Source organism: Oceanospirillum beijerinckii DSM 7166, assembly GCF_000422425.1.
Classification (GTDB): Bacteria; Pseudomonadota; Gammaproteobacteria; order Pseudomonadales; family Halomonadaceae; genus Oceanospirillum; species Oceanospirillum beijerinckii.
In genome coordinates, this window is the sequence record NZ_AULT01000006.1 from 20,067 (window position 1) to 35,610 (window position 15,544).

Here is a 15,544-nt window from a genome sequence, read left to right on the forward strand (position 1 = left end):
CAGCCCTCCTCTATATCTCAATCAGGTTTTGCATCGCCTGTGCGATACTCGCCTCGCTGGGCACCGCTTTTTCCATGAGATGGATATTATGAGGATTAGGTACATCCGGCATGGTCAGGCGTTGAATGGGCGCATCCAGACTAAAGAACACCTCATCGGAGAGGGTCGCTACAATCTCGGCACCAAAACCTGCGGTGCGGTTATCCTCATGTACGACCAGGCAACGCCCTGTCTTTTCTACCGAACGGCAGACCGCCTCCTTATCCCAGGGTTGCAGGGTTCTCAGGTCGATCACCTCAATATCCAGGCCCAATTGCTGCGCAGCATTGTCGCAGCGTTCCACCATAGCACCCCAGCACACCACGGTGAGTTTATGGCCTTCCCGCAGGATCTTGGCCTGACCAAAAGGAATAACATAATCATCACCGGGGTAAGGTCGTCGTGCCCAGCTGTTATCCAGTAGTGATCTATGTTCAAAGAATACCGTTGGGTTATTGTCCCTTAGGGCATAACGCAGCAGGCCCACCGCATCTTCCGCATTGGATGGCATCGCCAGCTGCCAGCCTACCTTGTGAGTCCACTCCACCTCATCACACATGGAGTGCCAGGGATCACCGCGTTTTGCAAAACCACCGGGAATACGTACCACCATAGGTGCTGCAAACTGATTGTAGGTACGCCAGCGCATAATGCCGGTATCGGTCAATTGTTCGGCGGCAGGCTCAGCGTATTTACGGAACTGGATTTCGGGTACCGGCATCAAGCCGCTCAGGGCCATACCAACTGAGCGACCGATAATGCCCTCTTCCGATAGACTGGTATCAAATACCCGATGCTCACCAAATTTCTCATACAGCCCCAAAGTAGCCCCATGAACACCGCCCTTAGGACCGACATCTTCGCCAAATACCACCACCTTGGGATTGGTTGCCAGCTCATGCTCCAGGGTTTTACGAATCGCTGTCAGCATATTCAGGCGTGAGCCTTCGGGCTTGGCTTCTGGATTGCTATCAGGGAATTTATGCCCATCGGCAGCAAGACCGCCTCTTAACTGCACATTGCCTTTTTCTGCATAGACAAAGCGGGTCAGTTGTTCCGGGTCGGGTTCCGGGCGCAACTTGGCTCGTTCAACGGCTGCTTTTATCTCCTGATAACAATCCGCCTGTAACGACTGCCACTGCTCCTCCGTTATCACTCCTGTACTGATCAGATGTGCTTTTAGTTTGGGCAACGGGTCGCGTGCTTGCTCCTCTGCAATCAACTCAGGGGGTTTATAGGTTTGAGTATCCTGGAAGGTGTGGCCGCACAGACGCGGCACTTTCAGGCGCAATAAACAGGTGCCTTGACCGGAACGTACATAGTCTACTGCTTTCTGAATCAACGCTGGGGTTTGTACCGGATCGGTGCCATCACCATCGATAATTTTCAGATGATGATAGGCCTGCAGATTCGCCACCTGATCGCCATCAGGGGTTTGTACCTCCTGAGGTACCGAGATGCCGTAACCGTTATCTTCGATATAAAATAGATGGGGCAGATCACTGGTGGTCGAGATATTCAGCGCTGCCCAGAAACCACTGGTGGACATGGAGGAATCTCCACCCATGGAGACACCAATCGCCCCCTGATAACTGGCGTCCTGCAGTTCATCTCTATGATAAACAATGGATTGTGCCCAACCCGACACGGGCGAATATTGCGAGCCGACACCGCCGCACATAGGAAATAACATCGCCCCTTCGCGTTGGGTATTGGGGTAGTTACACACCACTCCGATATCCCGGCCGTCGCTATAGCCACCGGCCTTAGCCATAGGTGAGGCTGCCACATCGTCCAGATTAATCCCCAGACTCATGACAAAGGGTCGGGAGCGGTAGTAACCTGCGGCACCATCGTGAGGATGGTTTAACAGACAGCCCAGAATAATCTGGGCAAAATCATGGCCCCGTGCTGAAAACTGATTAAATACCAGCTTAGCGGGAACCAGCTCCTGCTCTTCAATCTCATCCAACGCCCGGGACTGCAACATCAGGCGACTGACTCTGATCCAATCGATGGCTTGATTGGGCTGATCAGAGGTGGCTTGTAGCGTTTGCTTATTAGCTGCCAGATTCATAATCGTCACCACTCTTTCTAAGCTTCTTCTGATCAGTCTAGTTAATACGAGTACCTTTTTTCCTGTTGGATCGCTTCTTCGAAGATAAGATCACTTGTCTGATGTGATCTTCTACCGCCATAATCGACGTCATCCAATGTCTGCTTTCTATCGAATATGTCTCCACAATATCAAGATCATCAACCTGTTATGCGCTTTGAAGGTAGCGTGGAGCGGGTCACCTTCCATTCGCCGGAGTCTGGTTTTTTTGTTATTCGGGTAAAGGTGCCGGGCTATCAGGATCTGATCACCATGACCGGGAATACGCCTTCCATTACTGGTGGCGAATACGTAGAGGCAGAAGGGATCTGGCTGAATGATCCCAGACATGGCCTGCAGCTGAAGTGTCAAACCATTAAAACGGTGACGCCCACCTCATTAGAAGGAATGGAGAAATACCTGGGTTCCGGCATGGTAAAAGGTATCGGCCCCCACTTTGCCAAAAAGCTGGTGGATGCCTTTAAAGAATCGGTATTTGAGGTGATCGAAAGTGAGCCGGAAAAGATCTTAGCGCTGGAGGGCATCGGCAAAAAACGCCTGGATAAGATCACTTCAGCCTGGGCAGAACAAAAGATCGTGCGCGAGATTATGGTGTTTCTGCAGTCGCATGGTGTCGGTACGGCCCGGGCAGTACGTATCTATAAAACCTACGGTGATAAAGCCATTGAAATCGTCAGCCAGAACCCTTACCAGCTGGCGCTGGATATTCACGGTATCGGGTTTAAAACAGCAGATCAGATTGCACTTAATCTGGGCATCGCAGCGGATTCTTTGATTCGTGCCCGCGCCGGTGTGCGCCATGTCTTACAGGAGCTCTCTTCTCAGGGCCATTGTGCCAGACCAATCGATACCCTGATGCAGGAAGCCGAGTCTATTCTGCAGATCGACTCTTCTATTTTAAGTGAAGCTATCGGTCAGGAAGTGAACGAAGGCAATCTGATCCCTGATACCCTGCCGCTGATTCCTTCGGGAAAAGCCAACATCCACTCAGAGAATATCCAGGAGGTGGTATTTCTTGCACCGCTTTACCACGCCGAATGCGGTGCCAGTCGTCTGCTACTCACGCTACAAGCCGGATTACCACCTTGGGGGCAGATTGATTGTGCTAAGGCGTTTGCCTGGCTTGAGGGGCAATCGGATTTCCGTTTATCCGCGTCACAAAAAGAGGCGGTAACAACCGTACTCAATAACAAGGTATCCATTATCACCGGTGGTCCCGGTGTGGGTAAAACCACGACGGTCAATAGTGTACTGAAGCTGCTGCAGGCGAAAAAATGTCAGGTGCAGCTATGTGCGCCAACGGGACGCGCGGCAAAACGACTGACCGAATCCACCGGGCAACCGGCCCTGACCATTCACCGCTTGCTGGACTTTGATCCCGTCGAATACGGTTTTAAGAAAAATCAGGATAATCCATTAGACTGTGATGTTCTGGTGATCGATGAGATCTCTATGGTGGATATTGTGCTGATGAATCAGCTGCTTAAAGCGATTCCGCCCAATGGCGCGCTGATTCTGGTAGGGGATGTGGATCAGTTACCCTCTGTCGGCCCCGGCTCTGTGCTGGCCGATCTGATTGAATCCGATGTGATTGCGGTGGGAAGACTGACCGAGATCTTCCGTCAGGCTGCGACTTCAGCCATTATCACCACCGCACACCAGATCAATCGCGGTATATCACCCAAGAAAACAGCCAAAGGTAGCGATACCGATTTCTTTTTTATTCCTACGGACGGTGCGGAAATTGCCCGCACTATTTTGCTGCAGGTGGTAACACAACGATTGCCACAGAAATACGGTTATGACCCCATTCGGGATATTCAGGTATTGGCACCTATGAACCGGGGGGGACTGGGTGTGCGCAGTTTAAATATCGAACTGCAGTCGTTGATCAACAGAAACAGCATACCGCAAGTGACCCGCTTTGGCTGGACCTATGCCCCTGGGGATAAAGTGATTCAGACGGTCAATAACTACGACAAGGAGGTATTTAACGGCGATATCGGTCAGGTCCGGTCTGTCAATCTTGAAGACGCCGAACTGATGGCGGTTTTTGATGATCGTGAGGTGATCTACGGCTTTAGCGAACTGGATGAGATCAGCCTCGCTTATGCCACCTCAATCCATAAATCCCAGGGCTCGGAATACCCTTGCGTCGTGATTCCCATGGCGATGCAGCACTTTACCCTGCTGGAGAGAAATCTGCTTTATACCGCCGTCACCCGAGGTAAAAAGCATGTCATTCTGATCGGTGAAAGCAAAGCGGTAAACATGGCTTGTCGCCAGGTAAAGGCACAGAAACGTATGACCAAACTCAGCCTGCGTTTACAGATTTAGTCGACTAATTATCAAGCGAATCAATATATTAGCCAACCTGTCGAGGCATTAATCTACAGCCTTATTAGCCTGCTAATAACGACACCATCTCTGTACGATACTGCTCACTTAATTCTGACCAACTAAAACGCTGAGCATCAGGGGCTGACAACTGCCCACGATGAATCTGTTCCGCTCTCTGAATAATCATATCCACAGCTGCCTTGGCTTCTTTCTTGATATCGCTACCACAGTGGGGATACACATAATCACGTCCAAATAACTCGGGATAAACCTCCCGATCAGGCAATACCGGAATACAGCCTTTAACCACCGCCTCTAATACCGCCACCCCCTGGAATTCATGAGTCGCTGTGGATAACACCATATCTCCTGCACTTAACCAGGCCAGATATTCCTCACGGGTTTCTGCAAAACCAAACTGATCCAGGCGATGGCTGAACTCCTGCTCAATGGTATTAAACTCCTGAGGAATCTTTCGAAAACGCTCGCCCATAATCGCCATACGGTAGTTTACACCTCGGCTTTCCAGCTCACGCATAATCGCCAATAGCCGATCCGGGCCTTTATCAAACTCCCAGCGGGCAGACCAGACAATACGAATTGCGTTATCAGACTGAGCCGCAGGCTTTGACCAAGGGATATCGGCGAGTTGGCTATTCTGACTATCAGCTTGATTTTCTTCCGCGTGATACAACTGCTCCATCAGAGGCACAGGCAACACCTGAGAGCGTTGTGTAAGATGCTCAACCACACCCGGTGGCACCTGATCCGGCATCTTTTTCAGCAGTTTCGCCACACCCTGTGGAAAAGAATCCCGATTGTAGTGGCTATTAAACAGGATTCTATCCGCTGCTAACGCAGTGTAGATATTCAGAATCTTGGGCTCCAGGCTGCCGTACTCTTTGCCAGATTCAGGGTAAGCAAACTGGTTTTCATGGAAATAAACCAGCGTTGGCGTTGTCGCCAGTTTGGGGACAAAACCTCGTAGCGCAGACAGATCTGTCATAGAGGTCGCTAACACCAGATCGTAAGTCTGCTCCAGAGTCTCCCGCTCACTAAAAGCCCAACTCAGGCTATTTCCCCGTAAACGCCAGGCGAAATAACGTGGCGGTAAAGTTAATACCGTCCAATCGTAATCAGGAAGCTGAGCGACCAGGCTTTTGCGCCAATAAGCATGACTGGCCGCATCATAGGCCGATAATAGCAAGACTTTCATGGATCTCTGGTTTGAGGATCGTGGGCTTGGGGATTGTAGCTTTATCGTTGGAATACTCATGGATCAAATGCCATAACGTCGTGCAAAAAAGAGGTGTTATTATGGCTTAAGAACAAAAGACGTGCATTGGATCTCTTTTTTTGGGTGATGAGATCATCACATCGGTATCGGAAACTTCGAGATCCGTACCACAGACATTAGGCGGGTTAGGGAGCGTATTTTATCGTTGGTGAAATGGAAGCGTTTTTTCATATTAAACCACTAATATCAAAGCGTTATCGGATAGAAAATATATGTTTGATTTCTATCAAAGCAACACTGTGTAGATCAATTTGAGTTGTGGTCTTATATGAAAAAAGATAATGGTATCTAACAGAAAGGATAAGTTCTTATTGTGGTCAAACTGGTAGGCATATATCTGAAAATACTTCCGAATGACTATTTTCTGGATATTCTTTTTTAAGCCACTGCTTCATATCTAGTGTAGACATTATTCCACTCACCTTTTTCCATAAACAGCGTTTATGATTGTTGGGTTCTAGTTCTGGAATATAGCACGCCCATTGAGTATGCAGTTTGCTTGATAATTTTTTAACACATAGATCATTGGTTATGTTTATTAGCATTTATGTTTCTTGTTTATATTTTTAATTATTAGCTTTAAATGTACCCGAGGATAAAAACAGGTGTAGCTAATATGCTTGCACCTGTTCTGAAAAAAGCGCTTACAGTGGAGATATACTTTCTGCTTGCGGCCCTTTCTGACCTTGAGTAATACTAAACTCAACCTCTTGACCTTCTCTTAAGGTTTTGAAGCCATCGCCCACAATCGAGCGAAAGTGTGCAAACACATCAGGTCCGTTTTGCTGCTGAATAAAACCAAAACCTTTATCTTCGTTAAACCACTTAACAATACCAGTAACTTTAGACATATGTAACATCCTGAGATTTCAATAAATTAAATTGTAGGCTTTAAAAGCCATTGGAAGGAAATAACAAACATTATAAAATATGAAATGCAGGACGAAACTAAAGCGTCGAAAAGAAAGCATATGTTATATCGGTTGAACTTCGTAACCAAGCTAATATTACGCTGAATAATGCTATTAAGCAAGGGTTTTAATAGCATTATTCAGTTTTTAAATGATTAATGTTCAATATAAATAGGTCTGTATTGTTTCAGACTTATTATGAGTATAAAAATAGAGAGTGAGGCAAGAATATACCCGCTTCAAGCTGCGTCTAAATTAAACTCAATTTTCCTTTGATCCATGTTTACATGAGAAACTTTTACCTTAATGGTATCTCCGACAGAGTAGTCTATCTTTGAGCGCTCACCAATAAGGCTTTGTTTTTCTTCATTAAACTGATAGAAATCGTTTCGAAGCGAGCTGATATGGATCAGACCTTCAATTTTTGTATCTTCAAGCTCAACAAATAAACCAAAATGGGTTACCGTCGTGATAATGCCTGTAAATACGCAGCCGGTGCTGTCTTTCATATAATCGCATTTCAGCCATGCATCGACATCCCAACTTGCTTTGTCAGCACGCCTTGATAACTGTGAGCATTGTAACCCTAAAGCGGCTACCTTTTTCTTGTCGTAGGGATAGCTGATATCAGAGGCAAGCCTGTCAGTATGTTTCACTCTCTGGACAGGGTCGTTGCCTATACCTGTTACAGATTTAAAGACTCTGCTAATTATGCCACCACTTTCCCGCCCCCGAATAACCGATCGAATAGCTCGGTGTACCAATAAATCCGGGTAGCGCCTGATTGGTGAAGTAAAGTGAGCGTATTCTGAATAAGCCAGGCCAAAGTGACCTATATTATCCACATCGTATTCTGCCTGGCTAAGTGAGCGTAACATCATAGATCGAATAACATTGGCATCCGAGCGCTCGCTAATACTATTTAATAACTGGCCATAATGAACGGGAGTGGGTTTATCGCCTCCGAGAAGGTTAAGACCTTTATGGGAGAGAAAGCTCCTCAGGGTTTCAAGCTTTTTCTGTTGTGGGCCATTATGGTTTCGATACAATGCAGGCAGTTTGAGCTTTTTCAAAAAGCGAGCAGTAGCGACATTTGCACATAACATGCATTCTTCAATAAGTCTGTGGGCATCATTACGCTCTACAGGCAGAATCTTCTCAACCTTACGCTCTTTATTGAACTGAAACTGAACTTCCTGCGTGTCAAAATCAATTGATCCACGTGTTGCTCTGGCCTTCAATAAGCCGCCATACAGTTGATGAAGCATACTGATATGCGGTAACAGGGAGGCGTACCTATGCTGTAATTGTCGGCCCGCTTTGGTATCAGGCTTTGTCAATATGGTGTTTACCTGATCGTAAGTCAGCCTGGCATGAGAATGGATAACGGCTTCAGAAAAGCGATAGTCTGTCATTTCACCAGATGCACTGATCACCATTTCACAAGCCATTACCAAGCGGTCTGTATTTGGATTTAACGAGCATAGTCCATTGGATAGTGTTTCAGGCAGCATTGGAATGACATGACCAGGGAAATAGACAGAAGTGCCTCGCGTTTCGGCTTCAATATCCAAGGCGCTCCCAGGGCTCACATAGTGAGAGACATCTGCAATAGCGACCCACAAGCGCCAACCATCCAGATATTGCTCACAGTAAACGGCATCATCAAAATCTTTTGCATCTTCACCATCAATGGTTACAAAGGGGTAGTCTCTCAGGTCAACCCGGTGCAATTTATCAGACTCGGATACCTCTTCTCCCAGCGATTTTGCTGCATCAGCTACTTCGACAGGCCATATATAGGGGAGGTTATGCTCTCTGATGGCCAGCTCAATTTCCATTCCTGGGGCCATTTCATCGCCGAGCACTTCAGTTATATCACCAAATGCTCTGTACTGTTGGTTGGGGTAGTCCGTGATGTGAACTGATACATACTGGCCTACTTTTGCACCCATGCGTTGTTCGTTATCAATATCAATTTCGTGTGAAATGCGACTATTTGTTGGGGTAACGAAATAATGCCCCTGATCAAAATGCAGTTTCCCTGTAATCTGGGATGTATTCCGTTGGATCACTTTGACCAAGGTGGCCTTATCCCTGCCACGACGATCTGATCCTGAGATGCGAACCTGAACATGGTCGCCATCAAAAAGCTGCAGCATATCACGATGACTCAGGAGCAAGTCTTTACCGCCTTCATCCCGTGCCAAAAAACCAAAGCCATCACGATGACCAATAACCCGGCCAGAAATCAAGCATTCTGAGTTTAATGGGCTATAACCATTGCGACGATCAAAGATAATTTGTCCATCACGTTCCATTGCACGTAAGCGACGTCGTAGGGCTTCTCGCTCTTCATCACAAGACAAATGCATTCTTAAGGCCAGCTGCTTTTGGCTGAGAGCTTTACCGTGTTTTTTGAGCAGGTTAATGATGTGATCCCGGTTTGGGATAGGGTGGTTATACTTTTGGAAGTCAGAGGTATTAATTGCAGGCTTTAAAGCTGATATCATTAATTATATTTCTCAATAACAGCCAAAAATCTTACGCTCTTTGAGCATATGTATAATATAAATTAATATTATAGTTGTAAGGTATGATGACTGATGTCACTCGCTAGAGAGTGATCTGTTGTAAATTTAGTAAGGCGGTGTTTTGACGGTTTGGAAGCATCTGTTGGTATTGGCAGAATTATTTTTAGATAGATGCTTACATCCCCAGATGCAAATAATTGCACCTGGGTGGCAATCTAATGACTTAGACTACTACAATATTCTCTGCCTGAGGGCCTTTCTGGCCTTGAGTTACGGTGAACTCAACAAACTGACCTTCAATCAGCGTTTTAAATCCAGAGCTTACAATCGCACTGAAGTGGGCAAAAACATCTGGGCCTGAGCTTTGCTCAATAAAACCAAAGCCTTTTGACTCATTAAACCATTTTACGGTGCCGGTAACTGTATTAGACATATGATAATATCCTGTAGACCAAATATAGGTGTGCCTTCATGAGGCATGAACAGCGGAAAAAACTGACTAAAATTTAGAAACTACAGGACGAGGAACTATGTATAGAAGCAACGAAATGGAGGATGTAAAAATAAGACTTTCTTTTAAGCTTTATCCACTCTATATCTGCCAAAACGTAAAGTCAATGTAAAAATAATTATTTTTATTGAGGCAGCCTCATGATACTTGATATCGATGGCTTGCTGTGAATTTGTAGTTCTGTGGAGTAAGAAGCTGATTAAATTAAGTTTTTGAGTATTCAGGAGTAATGTGAAGCACACTTAGGGCAGGGCAGGGCAGGGCAGGGCAGGGCAGGGCAGGGCAGGGCAGGGCAGGCTTTTCTGCTTAGTGTGAACTTAATCATAGACTAAGGGTGATAGGACATGATTTAAAAATCAATCATCTTCAATGGTCATGGATATGGAAGATACTGGTACTACTACTGCTGTTTTGGTTTGTGGTGTAGAGCATTGGTGATTGTTGGATGACCAGATGGCTAAAATCCGTGTAAAAATGAGAGCGGTAGATAATTCTGCTCTGTTTGCATTGATGCCATTTTCAGATCACTTTTAGTTTTAATCTTTTTAGCAGCTTCGTAAACAAAAGCTTTAAGCTGTTTCTTATCCATATTGTCAATCCGTAGCCATTAGAAACCAAGGATGAGGGGTTGCACAGTGTTATCCATCTGCTTATTGTCCACATCCGTTGAAGCACGTTAAAAATATGCCTTCTCTGGCTATTATCTCTGTGAACAGCACCTCTCAAGAGCAAATTCATTATTTTATTTTGATACGTTGTAATATATAATTTCACGCATTTTTTCATACCTTTAAGGAATTGACTGATGCTGAAAACCTTGTCAGCACTTGGCGTAGCCAGTTTAATGCTGCTCTCAGCCCCTAGTATTGCAGAACCGACCCGAGCAAATACCCTGGCGGTAAAAGGGCAGTTTGAGTTCTCAAGTTTAGACCCCACTCGTAAGGGTTATGTTTACCAACGTATGCAAGTGTTAGAGACGCTGGTCAACGTTGATCATCAGGGCAACCTTATTCCAGGTTTGGCTCGTGACTGGCAGGTTGATGCTTCAGGTAAAGTTTGGATATTCACCCTGCAATCCGGCGTACGTTTTCATGATGGTAGCGAACTGGATGCCGAGGCTGTGGCAAGCAGCCTGAATATTGCTTACAAAAAACCGAGCCTGATGCAGGGTGCGCCCATTACGACCATTGAGGCATTAGATAAACAGCGCATTAAAGTCAGCCTATCAAAACCTTACAGCCCTCTACCGGCTATTCTTGCTAATTACTCAACCGCTATTCTGGCACCCAGTGCGTTTGATGCAGAAGATAAGGTGGTTGCGGTGATTGGTTCTGGTCCCTTCTCTGCTTATGAAGTGTCTATTCCCCATAAACTGGTGGTTAAGAAGTTTGATCAGTACTGGGGACAAAAAGCTTCTATTGAATATGCAAGCTATTTAGCTGGCCACCGCGTGGAAAGCCGAGTCTTACAAGCCCGCAGTGGTGAAGGTCATATCGTATTAGGCATTGATGCTGCTGCGGTACCTGGGCTAAAGCGCATCCCTCATCTTGATATTGTACGCAGCGATCTGCCACGTTCTATGGCAGTCAAAATGAACCTGGCACACCCTCTATTGGCTGATCAAAAGAGTCGTGAAGCGATGAGCCTGGCTATTGATCGTAAAGGCATCGCCACGGCTATTTTACGCAGTAAAGAAGCGGCATCAGCTCAGCTGTTACCGTCTTACATGGCGGATTGGTACGTTAATAACGCTTCCGCTGAGCGTAATGTTGAGCAAGCCTCTGCTTTATTAAAAGCGCAGGGCTGGCAAAAAAATGATGAGGGCTGGTTAGTCAAAGGAGACAAAGCGTTTGAATTGTCCCTGATCACTTACTCCGACCGTCCTGAACTGGTGAAGGTAGCGACTGCCCTGCAGGATCAGTGGAAGCGTGTGGGCATCAAACTGAATGTTAATATCACTAACTTTACCGAGATTCCATCGGGTCATCAGGATGGCTCACTGGAGTTAGCATTGATAGCCCGTAACTACGGCACTATTGCAGATCCTCTGGGTATACTGATCAAGGACTTTGGTAATGCCAAAGGGGGGGATTGGGGCAGTATGAACTGGTCTAACCCTCAGATTCAGACCACGCTGAACCAGCTGGTACAAGAAAATGATCCAGAGAAATACCATCAGCAGGCACAACAAGTGGCAGAGGCGATCTATAAAGATAAGCCGCTGTTACCCATCGCTTACTATGTGCAGCACACCGCTGTGAACAAAAAGGTGAAAGGTTTCCGCTTTGACCCTTACGAACGTAGTTTGTACCTGAACGAGCTGACCTGGAATAAATAATGCGTGCACTGCTACTAAAACGGGGACTGCAATTGATTGCAGTCGCCTGGGGTGTGGGTACCCTAACCTTTTTGCTAATGCGCGCGCTTCCCGGCGATATGGCCTACCGTATTGCTGCGGGACGCTATGGTATGGATGCCACAGACACCACCTCAGCAGATATTGTTCGGGCTGAGCTGGGTCTGGACCAATCGGCTATCGCAGCCTATGGGCAGTGGTTTATCGATCTGCTGAGTTTAAATCTTGGACGCTCCCTCGTTAGTGGCTCTCTGGTGATCGATGAGCTTTGGCATATGTTGGGGCACTCCGTCAGTTTAGCCATAGCAGGTAGCATCTTATCCCTGTTTATCGCTGTGCCTATCGGTTTAGCCAGTGCCTGGAAAGGGGGCTGGCTTGATCGTTTGGTGTTATCCGTTTCAACAGCGATGCGAGCGCTGCCTGTATTTGTGATCGGTTTGTTGATGATCATCCTATTTGCCCTTGAATGGCAGCTGCTGCCAGTGGCTGGATACGACACGGCTTTTCACCTGATTCTCCCTGCTTTGACGTTAGGCTTAAGTATGGCTGCGGTATCAGCACGAGTTGTTCATGTGGAAGCCAAACGTGTTTTTGGCAGTACCTTTTATGAGTTTGCCCGCACCAAGGGCTTAACCCATGTACAAGCCTTCCGCCGACACGGAGTGCGTAATATTGCCGTTCCGGTTGTGGCCTTTTTTGGTATTCAACTGATCACCATGATCGAAGGGGTGGTGATGATTGAATCCTTGTTTTCCTGGCCGGGCATCGGTCACGGTCTGGTTCATGCGATCTTCTCTCGGGATATACCTGTGATTCAGGGCGCAGCCTTGATGATGGGGATACTGTTTGTGGTGATGAATACCTTGGTGGATATCGCCTGTTACTACCTTGATCCCCGTGGAGGTCAGTTGCAATGAACCGATTAAAACTCAGCCTGTCCCAAAAGATAGGCTTTAGCCTATTACTGGTTTTGGTGCTCTATTCTGCTGGAGCTACCTTCTTACAAGCAGGGGATAGTGCGAGTCAGAACCTGAGTCATATCCTCTCTGCGCCAGATGGTCAGTTCTGGTTAGGTACGGATCATTATGGTCGTAATATGTGGCTGCGTTTGGCAGAAGCCCTGCAGCTATCTCTGATGATGGCGGTGCTTTGTGTGTTAACCGCGTCTATAACTGGCGTGACTCTGGGGGTGCTGGCAGCCACTCGTGGTCACACTCTGGATCGACTATTGGATTTTGTGGTCACCCTTATTCTAGCTTTACCAGGGCTTGTGTTAGTGCTGATCTTTGCAGCAATTGCGCCAGGGTCTTTTCTGGTGCTCTATATCGCCATCGCACTGATTCAATGGATTGAATACTTCCGGGTGACTCGGGCTATTGTGCAACGTTTAGCGGTGTCTCCAGCGGTACAATCCTCAAAACTGATGGGGTTTGATAACTGGTATCTGTTTAAACGCCATTACTGGCCGGTGATTGCCCCTCAACTGTTCCCGTTAGCTGCATTTGGCGCGGCCAATGCGGTATTGATGATGGCCTCTCTAGGGTTTGTATCTGTGGGTATTCAACCACCTACTGCTGAATTAGGTCAGATGATTGTTGAGCTGTTCCCCTATTACAGCGAAGCACCTTGGTTATTAGCCCAGCCACTTATCGTATTAGCAATGTTTGTTTTAGCGTGTCACCTCTGTGGTAAAGGAGCAGAGCAATGAATCTGATCACTACCCATGAGCTAGCGGTATATGCCGGTGAAACACAGCTGCTGCAGCCGATGAGCCTGACGCTATCAGCAGGTGAACGCTTAACAATTTTAGGTCAAACCGGCTCAGGTAAGAGCTTATTAGCGCAGGCTATTATGGGCAATCTACCTTCAAGCCTACGTTGTACCGGTCAGGTGGAGCTGTTTGGCGAGACCGTTGAGGAACGCTTTCGACCTGCATTATGGGGTAATAAGTTAAGTTTGTTACCTCAGGAACCTTGGAACGCTCTATCACCTCTGATGAAAGTCGGAAACCAGTTGGTAGAAACCTACCGTTGGGTTGCGGGGCAAAAGAAAGCACAGGCTCAAGCCAATGCTGAACAGGTGCTAACGGATTATGGGCTAGCGAGCAGTGATCATAAACGTGTCGATGAACTCTCCGGTGGTATGGCGCAGCGTGTAGCTATCGCTTGTGCTATGGCAGGTGGTGCCCCTGTTTTACTGGCGGATGAACCGACCAAGGGTCTGGATGTTTCTCGCCGTGATCAGGTGGTACAGCTATTGCTCAAACAATCCGACCAAGGCGCGCTGGTCACCATCACCCATGATGTAGCGGTAGCCCGTCAGATTGGTGGTCGAGTAATGGTGATGAAGCAGGGAGTGCTAGTGGAAGATGGGCAGGCCGAAGAGGTTCTTAATACGCCACAACACCCCTATACCCAATCCCTTATTGAAGCTGATCCGGTACGTTGGCCTAAAGGATCAGAGACTCACTTTGCTGAACAGGGAGATGCTCTGATCCAGGTGAATCAACTGGCGATTGGACGGGGCAATACCATTCTAGTCTCTGACCTTAATTTCACTGTTCATACCGGTGAAGTGATCGGTGTTGTCGGTGATAGCGGCTGCGGAAAAAGTACTCTTGGGGATACGTTACTGAACCTTACGCCTGCTATGGCGGGTAGGGTTGAGCGTTTCTCCAGTGCAGATCAATACCGTTGGCAGAAGCTTTATCAAGACCCTACGGCTGCGGTGAGTCATGCGGTATCTCTACGTACCCTGTTAATGGATATGGTCTCATTACATAAGGTGGATACTGATCGTATTGAGCCCTTAATGGCACGTTTAGGGCTGGATGACGACCTCTTAAACCGAACGGCTAGTCAAATCTCGGGAGGCGAGCTACAGCGCTTCTGTATGTTAAGAGTACTGTTACTGGATCCGGTGTTTCTTTTTGCAGATGAACCCACCTCTCGCTTGGATCCCATTACGACACGGGAAGTCAGTCAGCTATTAGTGGATGCGGCAAAGGAACAAGGGTGTGCTGTGATGCTGGTCAGCCATGATCCAGCTTTGATTGAAAAACGTTGTGATCGAGTAATTCAGCTAACAACGTGATCCCCCTTATTCCCCTGGCATTCCCAGAGGATTCCCAGAGGATTCCCTGGGAATGTCAGGGGAGTAGGGTTTCATCGTCATGAAGTATATTGTCATTGATCTCAAGGTTTCTGGCCGCTTCAGCCGTTTTATAGTCCTGTTCAAGGCCCCGTGAAATGGCAGCCAGTTTAAATTATTTGGTGTAGTTTTTTCGGGTCATTATTTTCTCTCCAGTTCATGGAATTATCTTTAACTGAACTGGTTGTATCCATTAGACCACCTCAAATGTGCTGGCTTTTGTTAGGAATATGATGGTAACAGTGGCCGGACTCGAACCGGCACGCCCGCAAAGGCAACGGATTTTGAAC

At 47.1% G+C, this 15,544-nt stretch carries 11 protein-coding genes; 5 read left to right on the top strand and 6 right to left on the bottom strand.

All coding sequences use genetic code 11. The features are described from left to right. Nucleotides 1-10: 10 nt before the first annotated feature. A complete protein-coding gene (locus H579_RS0100860) occupies nucleotides 11-2,116 on the bottom strand; it encodes an alpha-ketoacid dehydrogenase subunit alpha/beta (RefSeq protein WP_028299086.1) in 2,106 nt (701 codons plus the stop codon). Nucleotides 2,117-2,272: 156 nt separating this feature from the next. On the opposite strand from H579_RS0100860, the gene recD2 reads away from it, so the two are divergent. Next, nucleotides 2,273-4,492 (top strand): SF1B family DNA helicase RecD2, encoded by a 2,220-nt coding sequence (gene recD2, locus H579_RS0100865; RefSeq protein WP_028299087.1) that lies wholly within the window; start codon nucleotides 2,273-2,275, stop codon nucleotides 4,490-4,492. A gap of 64 nt (nucleotides 4,493-4,556) precedes the next feature. On the opposite strand, the gene H579_RS0100870 is transcribed toward recD2, so the two are convergent. The 5 genes from H579_RS0100870 to H579_RS29805 form a co-directional block, all read right to left on the bottom strand. Further along, the gene (locus H579_RS0100870; protein WP_028299088.1) at nucleotides 4,557-5,711 is read right to left on the bottom strand and encodes a tRNA-queuosine alpha-mannosyltransferase domain-containing protein; all 1,155 of its coding nucleotides are present in this window, start codon (nucleotides 5,709-5,711) and stop codon (nucleotides 4,557-4,559) included. A gap of 725 nt (nucleotides 5,712-6,436) precedes the next feature. Continuing rightward, a complete protein-coding gene (locus tag H579_RS0100875; RefSeq protein ID WP_028299089.1) occupies nucleotides 6,437-6,643 on the bottom strand; it encodes a cold-shock protein in 207 nt (68 codons plus the stop codon). A gap of 299 nt (nucleotides 6,644-6,942) precedes the next feature. Then, nucleotides 6,943-9,216, bottom strand: a complete 2,274-nt coding sequence (gene rnr / locus H579_RS0100880; protein ID WP_028299090.1) for a ribonuclease R — start codon at nucleotides 9,214-9,216, stop codon at nucleotides 6,943-6,945. A gap of 244 nt (nucleotides 9,217-9,460) precedes the next feature. Continuing rightward, nucleotides 9,461-9,670: a cold-shock protein gene (locus H579_RS0100885; RefSeq protein WP_028299091.1), complete on the bottom strand. Its 210-nt coding sequence runs from the start codon at nucleotides 9,668-9,670 to the stop codon at nucleotides 9,461-9,463. A gap of 535 nt (nucleotides 9,671-10,205) precedes the next feature. Next, nucleotides 10,206-10,337 (bottom strand): hypothetical protein, encoded by a 132-nt coding sequence (locus tag H579_RS29805; protein ID WP_281166988.1) that lies wholly within the window; start codon nucleotides 10,335-10,337, stop codon nucleotides 10,206-10,208. Between the two features lie 216 nt (nucleotides 10,338-10,553). Here H579_RS29805 and H579_RS0100895 point away from each other — a divergent pair, with 216 nt between their 5' ends. From H579_RS0100895 to H579_RS0100910, 4 genes are read left to right on the top strand one after another with little or no spacing between them, the layout of a single operon-like run. Continuing rightward, the gene (locus tag H579_RS0100895; RefSeq protein ID WP_051227191.1) at nucleotides 10,554-12,086 is read left to right on the top strand and encodes an ABC transporter substrate-binding protein; all 1,533 of its coding nucleotides are present in this window, start codon (nucleotides 10,554-10,556) and stop codon (nucleotides 12,084-12,086) included. Continuing rightward, nucleotides 12,086-13,021 (top strand): ABC transporter permease, encoded by a 936-nt coding sequence (locus tag H579_RS0100900; RefSeq protein ID WP_028299093.1) that lies wholly within the window; start codon nucleotides 12,086-12,088, stop codon nucleotides 13,019-13,021. Before H579_RS0100895 ends, H579_RS0100900 begins: the two co-directional genes overlap by 1 nt. Further along, on the top strand, nucleotides 13,018-13,812 hold the full coding sequence (locus H579_RS0100905) for an ABC transporter permease (protein WP_028299094.1): 795 nt from the start codon (nucleotides 13,018-13,020) through the stop codon (nucleotides 13,810-13,812). Before H579_RS0100900 ends, H579_RS0100905 begins: the two co-directional genes overlap by 4 nt. Then, nucleotides 13,809-15,197 carry an ABC transporter ATP-binding protein gene (locus H579_RS0100910; RefSeq protein ID WP_028299095.1) on the top strand — a complete coding sequence of 463 codons (1,389 nt, stop codon included), beginning with the start codon at nucleotides 13,809-13,811 and terminating at the stop codon, nucleotides 15,195-15,197. Before H579_RS0100905 ends, H579_RS0100910 begins: the two co-directional genes overlap by 4 nt. Nucleotides 15,198-15,544 lie beyond the last annotated feature (347 nt).

Excerpts from the sequence above, each read along its gene's own strand:
- rnr (WP_028299090.1), bottom strand. The coding sequence starts at position 9,216 with ATGATATCAGCTTTAAAGCCTGCAATTAATACCTCTGACTTCCAAAAG.
- H579_RS0100895 (WP_051227191.1), top strand. The coding sequence starts at position 10,554 with ATGCTGAAAACCTTGTCAGCACTTGGCGTAGCCAGTTTAATGCTGCTC.
- H579_RS0100860 (WP_028299086.1), bottom strand. The coding sequence starts at position 2,116 with ATGAATCTGGCAGCTAATAAGCAAACGCTACAAGCCACCTCTGATCAG.
- H579_RS0100910 (WP_028299095.1), top strand. The coding sequence starts at position 13,809 with ATGAATCTGATCACTACCCATGAGCTAGCGGTATATGCCGGTGAAACA.
- recD2 (WP_028299087.1), top strand. The coding sequence starts at position 2,273 with ATGTCTCCACAATATCAAGATCATCAACCTGTTATGCGCTTTGAAGGT.
- H579_RS0100905 (WP_028299094.1), top strand. The coding sequence starts at position 13,018 with ATGAACCGATTAAAACTCAGCCTGTCCCAAAAGATAGGCTTTAGCCTA.
- H579_RS0100885 (WP_028299091.1), bottom strand. The coding sequence starts at position 9,670 with ATGTCTAATACAGTTACCGGCACCGTAAAATGGTTTAATGAGTCAAAA.
- H579_RS0100870 (WP_028299088.1), bottom strand. The coding sequence starts at position 5,711 with ATGAAAGTCTTGCTATTATCGGCCTATGATGCGGCCAGTCATGCTTAT.
- H579_RS0100875 (WP_028299089.1), bottom strand. The coding sequence starts at position 6,643 with ATGTCTAAAGTTACTGGTATTGTTAAGTGGTTTAACGAAGATAAAGGT.
- H579_RS29805 (WP_281166988.1), bottom strand. The coding sequence starts at position 10,337 with ATGGATAAGAAACAGCTTAAAGCTTTTGTTTACGAAGCTGCTAAAAAG.
- H579_RS0100900 (WP_028299093.1), top strand. The coding sequence starts at position 12,086 with ATGCGTGCACTGCTACTAAAACGGGGACTGCAATTGATTGCAGTCGCC.